The organism is Bacillus sp. GW823-FHT06A10, from assembly GCF_058795375.1.
Genome location: NZ_JBXAHT010000001.1, coordinates 2,399,692 through 2,416,085, shown reverse-complemented (window position 1 = coordinate 2,416,085; position 16,394 = coordinate 2,399,692). Strand labels below are relative to the sequence as shown.

10 protein-coding genes and 2 pseudogenes are annotated in these 16,394 nt (G+C 37.7%); all 12 read left to right on the top strand.

The genetic code is table 11. The features are described 5' to 3' along the window. The first annotated feature begins 7 nt into the window (after positions 1-7). The 12 genes and pseudogenes from AC1Q8M_RS12210 (at position 8) to cuyA (ending at position 16,309) form a co-directional block, all read left to right on the top strand. On the top strand, positions 8-1,522 hold the full coding sequence (locus AC1Q8M_RS12210) for a distal tail protein Dit (protein ID WP_086385031.1): 1,515 nt from the start codon (positions 8-10) through the stop codon (positions 1,520-1,522). Positions 1,523-1,525: 3 nt separating this feature from the next. Beyond that, a complete protein-coding gene (locus tag AC1Q8M_RS12205; protein WP_255291843.1) occupies positions 1,526-7,696 on the top strand; it encodes a phage tail spike protein in 6,171 nt (2,056 codons plus the stop codon). A 9-nt stretch (positions 7,697-7,705) separates the two neighbouring features. Beyond that, the gene (locus AC1Q8M_RS12200) at positions 7,706-7,993 is read left to right on the top strand and encodes a hypothetical protein (protein WP_000427019.1); all 288 of its coding nucleotides are present in this window, start codon (positions 7,706-7,708) and stop codon (positions 7,991-7,993) included. Between the two features lie 58 nt (positions 7,994-8,051). After that, on the top strand, positions 8,052-8,843 hold the full coding sequence (locus AC1Q8M_RS12195) for an N-acetylmuramoyl-L-alanine amidase (RefSeq protein WP_098855395.1): 792 nt from the start codon (positions 8,052-8,054) through the stop codon (positions 8,841-8,843). Between the two features lie 44 nt (positions 8,844-8,887). Then, positions 8,888-9,754, top strand: a pseudogene (locus tag AC1Q8M_RS12190) (class I SAM-dependent methyltransferase); the annotation flags it as partial. A 143-nt stretch (positions 9,755-9,897) separates the two neighbouring features. Further along, a pseudogene (locus AC1Q8M_RS12185) lies at positions 9,898-10,113 on the top strand (RtcB family protein); the annotation flags it as partial. 285 nt (positions 10,114-10,398) lie between these two features. Next, on the top strand, positions 10,399-11,358 hold the full coding sequence (locus AC1Q8M_RS12180) for an RtcB family protein (RefSeq protein ID WP_098855394.1): 960 nt from the start codon (positions 10,399-10,401) through the stop codon (positions 11,356-11,358). A gap of 77 nt (positions 11,359-11,435) precedes the next feature. Beyond that, on the top strand, positions 11,436-11,714 hold the full coding sequence (locus AC1Q8M_RS12175; RefSeq protein ID WP_492334147.1) for a hypothetical protein: 279 nt from the start codon (positions 11,436-11,438) through the stop codon (positions 11,712-11,714). A gap of 113 nt (positions 11,715-11,827) precedes the next feature. Continuing rightward, on the top strand, positions 11,828-12,940 hold the full coding sequence (locus AC1Q8M_RS12170) for an aminopeptidase (protein ID WP_098855393.1): 1,113 nt from the start codon (positions 11,828-11,830) through the stop codon (positions 12,938-12,940). A gap of 69 nt (positions 12,941-13,009) precedes the next feature. Then, positions 13,010-13,423, top strand: coding sequence for a DUF6892 domain-containing protein (locus AC1Q8M_RS12165; protein ID WP_098855392.1), 414 nt, complete (start codon positions 13,010-13,012; stop codon positions 13,421-13,423). A 302-nt stretch (positions 13,424-13,725) separates the two neighbouring features. After that, positions 13,726-14,958, top strand: coding sequence for a DUF4073 domain-containing protein (locus AC1Q8M_RS12160; protein ID WP_098855391.1), 1,233 nt, complete (start codon positions 13,726-13,728; stop codon positions 14,956-14,958). A gap of 355 nt (positions 14,959-15,313) precedes the next feature. Further along, on the top strand, positions 15,314-16,309 hold the full coding sequence (cuyA, locus tag AC1Q8M_RS12155) for a D-cysteate sulfo-lyase (protein WP_090977601.1): 996 nt from the start codon (positions 15,314-15,316) through the stop codon (positions 16,307-16,309). Positions 16,310-16,394 lie beyond the last annotated feature (85 nt).

The following is a 16,394-nucleotide window of genomic DNA, read 5'->3' as shown; positions in this document are numbered from 1 at the left end:
TGAAAGAATGAAGTGTTTTGATAAATTAGCATTCTTTAGTTTTAATGGAAAAAGAAATGATAAGGTGATTCCATTACAGGGCGTTAAACGTCCTGCATGGGCGCCTATTGAACGATCGTTCTTAGAAGTACCACATTATCCTGGCGGGCGCTTATTGCGTACAGAAACGAAAATGAGAGAAATTTTAATACCAGTAGCATTTATGTATGAAACATCGGAACAAGGTGAAAAGTTAAAAGAAGAATTGGCCGATTGGCTTTATACGGATCAGCCAGCCGAATTAATTTTCGATGACGAAAAAGATCGTACTTATTTAGCTGTTATTGACGATGAACTTGATCCAGATCAATTAGTCGATATTGGACAAGGTACGTTGAAGTTCATATGTCCTATGCCTTATAAATTAGGCGCTGTACAAACCATTGATTTTAAACAGGACTGGACGACGGAACAAAACGCATATTTTCGCAATAAAGGTACAATAGAAGCTAAGCCTATTATCGAATTAGAAATGACTAAGCCCGCGACAAATCTTGATGTATGGTTTGGTAAATATCCACAAGAACGCCAGTATTTCCGTATCGGTCAACCTATGTCGATCAATGACAAACCTGTCCAGGAGAATGAACGCGTATTGTGGGACGAAATGAACAACCTGGTCGGATGGACTGACGCGGGGAAGACAGTACCAGGAATGGAAAGTACGGGTAAATTTAGAGTTAATTCTGGTAGATATGCATTTGAAGTTGAAGATTTTGGGACGCCTAAACAGGGAGCGTTCACAGGCCCTATTTTAAAACGATCAATTCCAGGCGGGCCGTTAACAGACTTTAAAGTTGAAGCATACGTAACGCTAAAATGTAAAGACCCTGGAGAAATGGGCCGTGTATCACTATTCTTATTGGATGAACAAGGTGATTTAGTGGCCGATATTAACATGAATGATCTTTATTGGACTGTAGAACGCGCGCACGGATATGCAAGGATCGGAAATAGTATGCAACCGAACAACACTAGAAAAATGTATGATTCTGCTGGTGGTGGAAATACAGCATTCAATAACTTTTATGGCCGTATCTCTTTAGCTAGACGCGGGAAAACGTGGTCTGTATACTTTGCTAGGTTTAGAACAGGAACGGAAATAGACGACGCAAGCGCGGTGCAATTCTTTACAGACGATGAAAACAACCCTATGACGGTAACAGGCCGAAGAGTGGCCCAAATCGCTATTGGTATTCAACGCTGGCAAGATCACAGGTTTGTCAATGATATGAGAATTGATGATCTGAAAATTTGGAAGGTTAATAAGGTCGGAACAGGTGGCAAGCCTTATTTGCTAGACACTGGCGACAAAATTATAATAGATACAGAGCGTTCGCTTGTTACGATCAATGGAAAGGACGCTATTTCCGCTAAAGATATTTTTAGTTCATTCCCTAAGATCATAAGAGGGGAGAACAGACTTTCAATTATGCCACCAGATATAAAGGCAAAAGTAACATATAGAGAGAGGTACAGATAATAAATGCAAAATACCGAACTTCACATAATAGATTTTAAAACACAATCAATCGTGGCAACATTCCAGGATCAAGATTATTGGGATGATATGCGCGAGTGGGAATTAAAAAACAATGTTGACATTCTAGAATTCAAAGTCTTTGACGGAACGCGCCAGGCTATAGCATTACAGCAACAAAACTTAGTGTTGCGCCAGGATCGTGAAGGAAATGTAATTCCATACACTATTGAAGACGAAGTTGAAAAAACGGCAAGTGATCGTTCTATTACAGTTAGGGCGGTCGGATCATGGACAGGATTAAGAAAGGCCAACTTTATTCGTCCACAAAAGTTAGAAGGGTTAACAGCACATCAATATGTAGCGCTTGCAACTGCTGGTACTAAGTGGCAACCAGGGAATATTGCTTATGCTTCCTTTAGAACAATGACACTAGACGAATTCACAGACCCTCTAACTCTATTAAAGAAAACAGCAACTTTATTTAACTTAGAATTGAATTATCGTGTAGAAGTAGACGGAAACACTATAACAGGTTGGTTCGTTGATCTAGTCGAAAAGATTGGACGCGTTACACGAAAAGAAATCGAACTAGGAAAAGACTTGATCAATGTAACACGTATTGAACACACTAAAAATATTTGTACGGCCCTGCTTGGTTTCGCGCGTGGTGAGGATAATGAAGTTATCACAATAGAAAAGATCAACAACGGATCACCTTACATTGTTGATAATGAAGCATTTCAGCGCTGGAGTGAGAACGGCCAACATAAATACGGTTTCTATCAACCAGAAACAGAAGGAGAAATTGACGCAAAACGTTTAATGACTCTTATGAAAACTGAAATGGAGAAAAGAAAGAATTCTTCAGTCGGTTATGAGGTGGACGCGTTAGATATTGCTGAAGTGTTCGGCCTACGTCATGAATTGATCATGAAAGGTGATACGATCGGAATTAAAGACACGGCGTTTACACCTGCCTTGTATTTAGAAGCGCGAGCGATCGGTGGGAAAGAGTCTAATACTAATCCAGATAGAAACAAATATACTTTCGGTGAATATCATGAAATCGTTGATTATGACGCGGAAATGAGAAGAATGTATAACCGTGTTCAAGGATTACTTGAAAATAAAGCTGGTAAACCTATGCTGGATCAGCTCAACAAACTTGTCCAGGAACAAGAAAGCAAAATGAATGAAGTTATTGAAACTAACAAGCGTGTAACAGAGATTACAGAGAAGTTAAATGAAATGGTTACAAATAATTCAGTTACGATCCACGACGGCCCAAACGCGCCAACAGAAGGATTAAAAGAAGGGAAATCATTATGGTTGGACACTTCAAACGGAAAACCTGGCATTCTGAAAATATGGCGTGGTGGTAAGTGGGAAGATGTAACAGAAGATTTTTCTGGACTGGAGAAGGAAATCCGTGACCAGGTTGCAAAAGATGTGCAAGAAAAGACAAATCAATTAAACAAAAGTGTATCAGATATGGAAAAACGCGCTGGAGAAGTCGAAAAGAAAGCTGAATCATTAGAAACTAAAGCTAACGATCTAAACAAAGAAATAGAAGGTTTAAAGGGTGGTGTACAGTCTTTAGATCAGATCACAAAAGAGATAAAAGAAACGGAACGCGGTACACAAGAAACATTGAAGGAATTGAAGGTTAACGGCCAAAAAGTTGATCAAACAATTGTACAGATCGGAAAGTCTTTAGAAGGTTTCAACACTTCTATTAGTCAGATTAAGAAAGACGCGGAAACGACTAGCAAAACAGTAGCGGAACAGCAACAAACAATAAGCGGCTTTAGTCAGTCTATTCAGAAACTAGAAACCACTGATAAAACGATCAATGAAACATTAGTTAAACAGCAACAATCTTTAAATGGTTTTACAAATGAGATCAGCCAGTTAAAAAAGAAAGATGGAGAAATTAACGAAACGTTAGTTAAACACCAGCAATCTTTAAACGGGTTCACAAATGAGATCAGCCAGTTAAAGAAAACTGACGGAGAACTAAAAGAAATCACCGTAAAACAAGAACAGTCGATCAAGGGTATTTCTAATTCTATTGTTGAAGTTAACAAAAACATTAGTGGTCAGTCGCAAAAAATAAACACGCTAGAAAGTACAGTTGACGGAAATAAAAAGTTGATCCAGAAAGTTGAAACAGACGTCAAGAACATGGACACTGATGTAATTAACCTTATGAGAGGTACAAAGGAATTAATACCACCAACTTATTTTAAAGGTGAATCAGTTGCCCTTTCTAAAGATCGTTTTAATGATAATGCTGTAGTCGATATTTTGGGAGCATGGCACGGCCTGGCCTATCACTTCACAACCCTTAAAAATGAAGGTAAATTGAATTTAGGCGACACGGTAACATATTCCGTTTGGGTTAGGATAAAAGGCGCTAAAGATGGCGAGAGAATGCAACAAAGAATGTATGATGGTTTAGGTTTCGGCCCAGAGGTAGAGAGCGCCACAAACCAATGGAAACAGGTTAGTGGATCATTTAAGATTGAACAAAAACACCTTGACTCTAAAGATAATGTTATTCGTGTTGAAGCCTGGGAAAGTTCGCACGCTAAAGGGTGGGTTTATCAACAGTCTAGTCCTATGTTATCAGTAACTAAAAAGGCGTACCCGTGGAGACAAGCGCCAGAAGATACAGTAAGTGAGGGGAAATTCACAAGCGTTACAACAGAGATCAAAGAAGAAGCGGGAAGAATTTCTACAAAGTTAGAAAAAGTTGAAGCGCGCACGGTCGGCGGTGAAAACTGGATCATTAATACAGGTCGAAATCAAAGACCACAAACAATCGGAATGGTCGGCGGTGCAATGCTTAATAAGGCTGGCCACTCGTTCCACGAGGATTACATGATTGTCGAATGTACAGATCAAACCGACTCTTTCTATCAATTCCATTTAGATAATACGAAAATGGGAGACTATGAAAAAGGGAAAGATATGACATTCAGTGTCGATCTACAGAATGATGTTCATGTTGATTTTCTTGTATTCCAATTTATCAATGGATCATGGACAGAAAACCTTCAAACTGGCTTCCCTGCTGGCGGTTGGTCAAGAAGATCATTTACATTCCAGATAGACGGACGCGCCACGGGTTGGGGTATGCGTTTAAGGTTTGCGAGATCAGAAGCGTCTAAAGGTAAGAAGTTCGGCTTTAAACGTCCTAAACTGGAAAAGGGATCAGTACCGACGGACTTTAGTAAGTCAACTTATGAGTTAGAACAAAGTGTTGACGGTGTAACAGAGCGTATAACAAAAACAGAGTCTGTCGTTAATGACGCTGGTGATCGTAACTATGTACGAAACGGGGATTTCACGCACTATTGGGCTGATAACGGTATACAGTGGGATAAGGCCCTAAATGGTAATTTGAGCGCTGGAAATTGGTCTAACGGTTATAACAGCGGAACTAAAGACCCTACAAAGGGTTATCACATGCACGTAAATGATAAAAAGTTTGGCTATCCTGTAGTTGCTGTAATTAACAAGAATGGCCAGTTTGGGAATTCTAAAAGGTGGCTGGGCATGTCTCAAGGTATGCCAAAAAGTTTCCGTGATGATTTTCAACCAGGAGATACATATACAATCGCTGTAGATGTATGGACAGAAACAGCAAACAATAAATTGGCTATTGGATTCCATCATTTTATTGAGGGTAGCCCTACACAAAGTTTTCATAGCGGTTTGCCAGAATTGGTTATTAACCCTGTTAAAAAATGGGTTAGAATCCACTTCACAAGAACGTTACACGAAAAATCTGATATGAAAAAAGAGTTCGCTTTATACCTTTACGGTGAACGTTCAAATGATGGTAGTGAGTGCTATTTCAAGAATGTATCTGTATTAAAGGGATCAATGCCAAAAGCATTCGCTCCTTCACCAGAAGACGGCGTGAAAGAAGTGTTATTTAATCAAAAAGTAACGGAGATCACGAAGGACGCTGACGGGATTAAGACGAACCTGAAAAACATTACTGATCTAACGACGAAGCACGGGCAACGGATCACACAATCAGAAACAAGTCTAAAACAGTTATCTGATGAAGTAAGCGCAAAAATGACGTCTAAACAAGTTGAAGACTACGTTGCGGGCGTTGGTGCTACTAACATTCTACGAAACGCGGGATTGAGAACAGACATAAAGACACTTTATTTCGGTTTAACGCCTGGAACTGTAGTTGATACAGGTAGTAAGTTCAGTAGTCAAAATACATTCTGGAGTGTGAAAACGGGCCGTACTGCTGATGATTGGGCGGGCGCTATTTCTAATCTTTATCCGTGTCAACCTGGCGAAGATTTTGTTGCGTCAATATGGTTCGTTACTGATAATGTGGCGTCTATTGACAATGGTGCTTATATGGAAATCGAATACTTCAACGCTTCTGGAACAAGGATTGCAACGGCGCGAGAAAAGTTAGATGTAAAAACAGTGTGGCAAAGAGCGACACTAGCAATAAAAACGCCAGCTAATACAGTTGGGATCAAATGGAGATTCTATATTCAAAGAAACGGCCGTTTGCGAACAGCGTTACCGATGTTACAACGCGGGAAGGTTGCTAGTGAATTCCAATTAAACCCTGCCGATGTTTCTGAAGTGGATGATCTAAGGGAAGATATTGCAAAACGTATCGCAACAGAACAATACAACCAGAAGGTCACAGAGTTAGAAAGATCAATCAAAGCAAATAAAGACGGCATTGATCTAAGGGCAACGAAAACAGAAGTTTACACAAGGGTACAAGCTGACGGAACTTTTGCGAAGGACGCACATGTAAAAACGTTAGAGGGTAGAATCCAGGTTAACGAAAAAAATATCAATCTATCAGTAAAAGAAAACAACCTAATCGCAAGTATTAACTTGACAAAAGAAACAGCAACGATCCAGGCAAGTAAGATAAACCTTATCGGTGCAATTACGGCCCAACATTTCCAGGCTAACACTATTAAGGGTGTTAAATATGAAAGTCATAACGCTAAAGACGCAACAAACAGAGTTGAAATATTCAACAGTATCATTAAAAGTTTTGGCCCGTTGGACAAATCTAGAAACGCTCAAAACTATGCCGAGTTAAAAGAAGGTGGCCTACAGGTTTACGAAGTAGCGCCGAACGGTTCACCTTATGGCGGGAAGCATGTTGAAGCATTGCCGGGCCGTTTAAATGTTACTAGTGATCGCTGGTCTTCAGCTATAGAGCCTAGTGAGTTTAGAATCTGGGCCCCGAATAACCTGGCAACAATCGCATTAGGTGAAGTACCGCTTGCAACTGATGGTTACGGGTTGCGTTTAACTGCTCCAGAGGGAATCATGGTACAAGCAACGCAAGGATCAACGCGTCCAACAATCCAATTCAACCCTCCAGAAGCCATTTACTTTGATGGATTCGGAAATATCGTAGGCGGTAAATATGCAAAGGATTGGTCTACATGGTCTATCAAAGACGCACAAGGTAGACTTAAATATATAACGGGCGTCGGTGTCGGATCATCGCAAACAACGGAATACTCTTCATATGGTGGCGGTCATGCGTTTAACCACAACGGAACACGCCTTTGTGCAATGTGGATTCAAGGCGCTAACTGGATGCAACAATTTGGAACACACGCCATTTTCAAATGGCAAAATAATGCAAGACGTTTTGAATTCCGTACAGGTGACGACGGCGGTTGGTCTAACGCTACGGCGGGATCATTCCAAAACGCGTCTTCACTAGTTTGGAAAAAAGACATTAGCAACTTTGAAGGATCAGCATTAGAAATAATTCTAGAAACTGACATCATGACTTACCGTTACAAGAACATTGAGTCAGCCCAGTTTGTTGATGTGGAAGGGAATGTGATTGAATCAGATCAAGAAATCGGCGAAGCATACGGCCCTGTTCGTGTAGGTGTTATTTCCGAATTCGCGCCAAAATTAATTGCTAATGAAGATGGTTCTGCTGTCGATCTTTACGCGATGATTTCACTAGGTTGGAAAGGAATACAGGAGAATCACAAAGATATACAAGATAAAGACAAACGTTTAAATGATCAAGAAACTAGAATGAAAGATTTAGAAATTACTATGAAAAATCAAAGTGATACAATTTCCACTCTAGAAACAAAGTTAAACCAGGTGTTAGAATTATTAGGAAAGGAATGAGAAACTAAAATGGAAAATTTCATCATGGAGCAACTTGCAAGCGGTGGTGTTGTCGGCTTGTGTATCGGTGGGTTTGCCTGGCTTTTCCGCTATGTCTTAAAGCGTAACGAGATAAGGGAAGAAAAACTAGAAAACACTATCGAAAGAGGTGTCGAACGAGAAAAAGAATATGTAACAGTCATTAGAGATAATCAAGATATTATGAAACAACAAGCCGAATCAATTCGAGATATTGGCGAGATTAAACATATATTACAAATTAAAACGAAAGAAAGAGAAGTGGACGAAGTGCATTGATTCAATATCAATGCACTTAAATCCAATTCTATTAAACAATATGAGAGAGGCTGATTATATGCAAATCAAACAAATGTTAGTACCAGAATATAAATATGAATTATTGTGCCCTAATCCTATGACACCAACGGAAATTACTTTCCATAATACTTATAATGACGCCCCAGCAATTAATGAGCGAAACAATGTCGCTAATAACTCAACCGGAACAAGTTTTCACATTGCTGTAGACGATAAAGAAGCAATTCAATTAATTCCATTCAATCGCAACGCGTGGCACGCTGGAGACGGCGCAAACGGACGCGGTAACCGCCATTCTATTGGAGTTGAGATATGTTATTCTAAATCTGGTGGCTCACGCTATGAACAGGCTGTAAAAAATGCGATCATTGTCATTAGACAGTTAATGGATCAGTTCAATATTCCAATCGACCGCGTTAAAACACACCAGGAACGAAACGGAAAATATTGTCCTCATCGTATGTTGGCTGAGGGTCGTGTGGAGTGGTTTAAACAACAGTTAGTTTCTGGCGATTATGTACCACCTGAACCAACACCACAACCTCAACCACAATTACCTTCTGGACAATATGATTCTAGTTGGTTTGCTAGGGAGCGCGGAGCATTCACGTTGAATACAACTATCAATTTACGTACAGCTCCATTCAGTAACGCGCCATTAATCGCGACTCTTTCAAAGGGTCAATCAGTTTCATATGATGGCTATGGCATTGAGCAAGATGGTCACGTTTGGATCAGACAACCACGAGCAAACGAAACATATGGTTACATGGCAACTGGTAAGAGCGCAAACGGAAAGCGTGTAGATTATTGGGGGTCATTTAAATAAAAGAAAAAGAGTCTTCATAATGAAGACTCTTTTTTTGGGTTAATAAAACATTTACTAGTGAATTTGATAATCCTAAAATCTTTGATGATTATGTAGCTAAAGATTTCATTTCACAAAAAGAACGTAACAATATTGAAACGAACATGGTTCAAGGGATTCACTTTTTCAATAAAGACATTGCAGAGCAGTTTCAAGACAATCCAAAAGAAATATTAAAATGGATTACGCAAGTTCAGTTATCACCAACACCTTTAGCACGTGCGGCATATTGTGAAAGAGTATTACTACATGAAATTACATTAGGAGCAAAACAATACATCATACTCGGTGCAGGCTTAGATACGTTCAGTTTTAGACACCGAGAATTAGAAAATAAAATAGAAATATTTGAAGTGGATCATCCTTCTACGCAGGCGTTTAAGAAGGAAAGAATAAAAGAAGTAGAAATTGAAGTTCCAAATAACCTTCATTTTGTTTCAATGGATTTTACGAAAGGATTTTCCTATGAACAGTTACGCAATGAAGGATTTGAAAATAAAAAGACTTTCTTTAGCCTTTTAGGTGTTACGTACTATTTAACGAAAGAGGAACTTGCTAGTTTATTAGAATGTTTATTCGAGATGGTTCCGGCAGGTAGTTCTATCGTTTTTGATTATCCCGATGAAAATTTGTTTACGGAAAAGGGACTGTCCAATCGAGTTGAAAATATGGTGAAAATGGTTGCGGTAGGCGGAGAACCAATGAAATCATGTTTTTCTTATGCCGAAATGGAAGCACTGTTAGAGAAGGCGGGCTTACTTATTTATGAGCATTTATCGCCAGAAGACATAAATACATTATATTTTGAAGGACGAAACGATTATTTGAAAGCTTTTGAGACGGTGCATTATGTGCATGCGGTGAAGAAATAGATGATTTGTGGGCATAGGGAGGAATCTCTGTGTCTTTTTTACAAAAAAAGGAAATGAGCTGTAGTGCTGGAAAATATAATTATAAATATATAATATATATAAATTAATGTTTTGTAGAAACTAAAGGAAAGGGGAAATAGAAGATGTTGAAATTACAAGGGAAATACAATGAAGCGAAAGTGTTTACTACGAATGTAGAAAAAACTGCAGCAGGTCAAATTATTGATCTTTGTAACCAACAATTCGTAAAGGATAGCAAGATTCGTATTATGCCAGATACACATGCGGGCGCAGGTTGTACGATTGGGACAACAATGACGATTCAAGATAAAATTGTTCCTAATTTAGTCGGGGTTAACTAATCGGCTCAGACTTTAAACTACTCACTCAATTGACTGGGAACCCTAACGATAAAAGGCGAGGGCAATCAGCAGCCAGTGGTTATGGTGACATAATCGAATGGTTCAGAGACTTGTACGATGTTAGCAGACTAAGGTACAGAATTATTCCTCATCCATTTTGAATTGAAGAGGAATAATTAATACGGTGAGCCTACAGTAGAGACTGCATATCTCGATGACTGTAGAGAAGGTATAGTCCACTCTTTCAGGAAACTGAGAGGTAAGTACGATATTGGTTGTGGCATGGAAGTTGTGATGATTAATAAGAAAAAAGAGGAAATCAACTTCGATCACTTAGACGAAACGATACGTAAATTTGTCCCAAGTGGTTTTCGTATTCGAGATAAGGAACATAGATTTTCAAAAATGATTGATTTTGATAGTGTAAGAGCCCCGTTTACATTGCAACGTGCTCAAAAAAGTATTGGTACACTTGGCGGGGGCAATCATTTTGTCGAACTGAATGAGGATGATAAAGGAAATGTATACATTGTCATTCATAGTGGTTCGCGTAATTTAGGGAAACAAGTAGCAGAGTATTATCAAAATTTTGCTTACGAGCAACTTATAAACGTTAAATCTATTAAAGAAGAAATGATTGAGCGTTTAACGATAGAAGGTAGACAACAAGAAATACATGAAGCTTTAGGTGAAATTAAGAAACCGGTGATTCGCAAAGAATTAGCTTATTTAGAAGGACAAGGATTTAAAGATTACATGAATGATATGAAAATTGCACAAAAATATGCGGAGTTAAATCGTAAAGCAATGATTGATGAAATCGTCACTAAAATGGATTGGAAAGTAACCGATCAATTCACTACAATTCATAACTACATCGATATGGAAAATATGATTCTACGAAAAGGTGCTATTTCAGCTCAGAAAGATGAACGAGTAATCATTCCAATTAATATGAGAGACGGTTCTATAATTGCATTTGGTAAAGGGAATCCAGATTGGAACTTTTCTGGCCCTCATGGAGCAGGGCGTATTATGAGCCGTAAGAAGGCGAAAGAAGTACTTAACTTAGAGGATTTTCAAAATACAATGACAGAGGTTTGGACGACATCTGTTGCAGAAAGTACTTTAGATGAAGCACCAATGGTATATAAGCCAATGGATGAGATTGTTGAGAATACAAAGGACACAATTGATATTAAACATATTATTAAGCCGATTTATAATTTTAAAGCGAACTAGAAGGGGAGTAACTTTTATTGTAATGAGGTATAGTGCTGGAAAGTATTAAGCATGGTGCTATTGGAAGTAGGGAAATTGTGAAGAATAATTTAAATGTTTATTTAGGTGTAAAAGCAGCTGTAAGTATGTTTATCCTTTCAATTATTTTTCTATATTTCAACCCTTATAGCACTCAATTACTTGATAAAGAAGTATATATCACTGTATTGTTTATTTTTGTGCTTCCGTCTTTTTTAGCTTTTATTGCAGGGCTTGTTAGGAAAACTGTGTTGCTGATGCTTTGTGGCGCGTGGTTAGTACCTGGGACTCTGTACTTTAGTATAGCTGCAATGCCAACGTTACGGAATTATTTTTAAGGGTTTATTTTATATCTATCGTTTGGGTGAAAAAGAGAATTGCTTAAAGAGAGTAGTTCTCTTTTTATTTTTTATTAAGCTATTGAAACGGAAATGAAAGGATGAGGGACGTAATGAAGAGGGGATTATCTAAATTAGCAGATATACTAGTCAACCATTCTACTAAAGTGCAACCTGGTGATCATGTGTTAATTCAAAGTGTTACGGAAATAGACCCTATAGTAGTTCGTGAAATTATTAAGTCAGTGGAAAAAGCAGGTGGATATGCACATGTATCAATGCGTGACGTTTCTGTTACGCGGCAATTAATTTTGTCTGGATCTGAAGAACAGTTTAAGTTATTTGCAGATCGGGAGTGTTACCGTTTAAGTAAGATGCAAGTATATATTAATCTCCGTAGTCCTAGAAATGCATACGAACTAGCAGATGTACCAGCAGAAAAAATGAAATTATATCAAAAGGTATTTGGAAAGGCTCATAGTGAAGCAGTGTATAAAACGAGATGGGTGACAACTCGAATTCCGAATGCGGCTTCAGCGCAAGAAGCGAATATGAGTACCGAGGCTTATGAGAAATTTTATTATGATGTTTGTACGTTAGATTACAAAAAAATGTCGAAAGCAATGAATCCGTTAAAAGAATTAATGGAAAAGACAAAACAAGTGAAAATCATTGGGAATGGTACGGATTTGAATTTTTCCATTGAAGGAATCGGTGTTTTAAAGGGAGATGGTACAGATAATATACCTGATGGCGAAATATATACAGCACCTGTCAAAAATTCAGTGAATGGGATAGTAGCGTTCAATACAGTATCTATTCAACAAGGTTATGCGTTTCAAAATATTAAGTTACATATTAAGGATGGGAAAGTAATAGAGGCATATGCAAACGATACAGAGCGAATAAATCGAATTCTTGATACGGACGAGGGAGCAAGATATATCGGAGAGTTTGCACTGGCTTTTAACCCTTACATACTACATCCGATGAATAATACGTTATTTGATGAAAAAATAAATGGTAGTTATCATTTAGCAATTGGGGATTCGTTACAAGGTGCAGAAAACGGGAATCAATCAGCGATACATTGGGATTTAGTGAATATTCAAAGATCAGAGTATGGCGGGGGTGAAATTTGGTTTGATGATGTACTGATTAGAAAAGATGGGTGTTTTATTTTACCAGGGCTGTTAGGATTAAATGAAGAGAATTTAAAAAGGTAAAGTGCTTTTTGGAAGTTGTGTAAAGGAGATTAAAACCCTAGGACAGGGGCAAGATAGGAGGAAGTTAAAATGGGAAAGAGTGAAATGTTTCAGGATTTTAATTTTAAGTTAGTGGTAATTGAAGCTTTATTAGATAAAGAGCCACTATTTCTAAAAGAATTGAAAGACTTAATAGAAAAGCATACGAATAATTTTGAATGGTATTCAGGAGTTGGGCCAATTGTTGAAATTAAAGCTTTTTTAGAAGCGTTAACTTTGGAAATAAGTGATTTGGAAAAGATTGAGTCCCTTTGCTTTGATGCTGGGAATGAAATTTATCATATTTTAAAGCCTGATTGGGACGGTGGAGACAGTTTATTTGATGTTATATCTGTTGAAGGATTTCAAAATCTAAAAAATTTAAAAACAGTGGAATATATTTCAATGTGTTACCCGAAAGTATTAGAACCATTAAAACAAGCTGGAATAGAAATTGAGGATTAATGAAGAGAATTTAAAATGGTAAAGTACTTTATTGAAATTGTGTAAAGGAAATTAAAACACAACATATTAAACGAAGTGATTTATCGTATAAATTTACATTCAGTTAATATTAGTAGGTTAATAGAAAAATTAGTGTTAATTGTTAAATGGGGCGTGTAAAAAAGACAAAATCTCTTAAAAAACACTTAATTTTTTATTCCATTAATCTTTACAATCGCCCCCTATAATGTGAATTGGACAAGCACCTAAGAGAAAGCAGAACATGTCAGTTTGTACATTCTATTATTAGGGGGAGAATTTGTATGAAAAAGACGGTTGCTTCGTTAGCAGTTATGACTGCATTATTACCGACGTTTTCAGTGCATGCGGAAGGGAAAGAGCAAGTCCGAAAATCAGCTACGACTTTTAACGTTATTAGTGATATTCAAGGGGATTTAGGGGATTTTGATCATGTGCTAAAAGATATGAACAAAGTGACGCCACTTTCTAGAGCGCTTATTATGAATGGGGATATAACGCCGACTGGACAACAGTCACAATATGATGATGTAAAGCGTGTGTTAAATAAAAATAAGCATCCAGAAAATGTATGGTCTACTGTTGGGAATCATGAGTTTTATGCTGGTAAATGGACAGCGGATGGGAAACTCTCTCAAAGTACATGGCCAAATGGTGTAACGGAAGAAACACTATTTGGTCGCTACTTACAATTTAGTGGACAAGAAAAGGTATATCATAAAAAAGAATTAGATGGCTATCCACTTTTATTTTTAGGAACTGAAAAATATATGAAATACCACGATTCAAAAATGTGGGACGAAGTATATATGAGTGATGAGCAATTAGGTTGGTTAAAACAAAATTTAGAAGAGTATAGTCAAAAAGATAAAAATAAGCCAATCTTTATTTTCTCTCATCACGTTTTACCTGATACAGTATCTGGATCAAGACAATCACCATATTTACAAGATTATTTAAACGTGGATAAATTGTACGATATATTAAAAGACTATCCGCAGGTTGTTTTCTTCACGAGTCATACACATTGGGATTTAAACTTACCTGACTGGGCTGGTAAAAAGAAAATTACAGGCGGAGATGAAAAAGGTTTCACTGTTGTAAATACGGGCGGGATTGAAACAGGCTGGATGTCAGCGGGACCAAATGGAGGAGAGAAAACTGCTCCAGATGGCTATTCATTTAAACAAGGGTTACAAGTGAAAGCATATGGTAACGATGTAATTGTGACAGCTTACGATTACAAACGTGATAAGGATATAAAGAAGTTATTAATTAGTGATTCAAAAATTGCGCAGATGGCACCAAATGTAACGGCAAATGATCGTAAAAATATAATTGTCGGTGCAAATGAATATATGGAGTATTCTATAGAAGGAACGAATGAGTGGCATACGTATAGTCAAGCAAATCCTCCGAAATTTGATGGAGATAAAGTCGTATACGTACGCCATAAAGGTGAAATGAATTTAGAGCCGGGATTAACGCAGTTACTTCGTTTTTCGGTAAATAAGTGATTGGAGGGAGTCTGCATTTGAATGTGTGGGCTCTTTTTTGTTGATGAGAAAGGGGTTGCTTGTCTGTCGTTTTTTGTCGATAGATCGATATATTAAGAAAATCGTTGATATACTGCAAGTTACGATCGATATATTTGAAAAATCGTTGATATATTGTAAGTAATGAACGATATATTTAAAAAATCGTTGATGTAAATTTCATGTACCGTAATCAAGTTAAAATCATTAATACGGTTTTACTTATCAAAATGAAATTCTAATACATTTTTAACCGAGAAAGATGACTTCACCATTTTTACATGTAATAATAGTAACGTTACATATATTGTGAAAGAAGTACAAAAGGAGCGTTACAATGAATTTAGCTAAATTCCCGAGAAAAAAATATACAGAATCATATACACCAATTGAAAAGTTAAACAATTTTTCAGAAGCACTTGGTGGCCCGACTATTTATTTTAAACGAGATGATTTACTTGGTTTAACAGCCGGTGGTAATAAGACGAGAAAGTTAGAATTTTTAGTTGCGGATGCACAGGAAAAGGGTGCAGATACGTTAATTACAGCTGGTGGTATTCAGTCAAATCATTGCCGCCTGACACTTGCTGCTGCGGTAAAAGAAAAAATGAAATGTATTCTTGTATTAGAGGAAGGGCTTGAGCCAGAAGAGAAGAGAGACTTTAACGGAAACTATTTCTTATATCACTTATTAGGTGCTGAAAACGTCATTGTTGTACCGAACGGAGCAGACCTGATGGAAGAGATGCATAAAGTAGCACAAGAAGTAAGTGAAAAAGGTAGTACACCATATGTAATTCCAGTTGGTGGATCAAACCCTACGGGCGCAATGGGATACGTTGCTTGTGCCCAAGAAATTATGGCGCAATCATTTGAGCAAGGAATTGATTTCAGTTCAGTTGTTTGCGTAAGCGGTAGCGCTGGTATGCATGCGGGTTTAATTACTGGTTTTTCTGGAACGCAAAGCCATATTCCTGTAATCGGGATTAACGTAAGTAGAGGAAAAGCTGAGCAAGAAGAGAAAGTAGCAAAACTTGTAGATGAAACTTCAGCACACGTTGGTATTCCAAACTTTATCCCGCGCGACGCTGTTATGTGCTTTGATGAATATGTAGGGCCAGGCTATGCGTTACCAACGCCGGAAATGGTAGAGGCAGTTCAGTTACTTGCGAAAACAGAAGGTATTTTACTTGATCCAGTGTATACAGGTAAGGCAGTAGCGGGATTAATCGACTTAATTAGAAAAGGTAATTTTAATAAGGAAGACAATATTTTATTCGTACATTCAGGTGGTTCACCAGCTTTATATGCGAATACGTCTCTATTTGCGTAAGTGTAAAAAGCATTGGGTATCCAATGCTTTTTTGTTATATACTGGAATTATCGAGAGGTAGGAGGATGATATGAATTCAAATTTA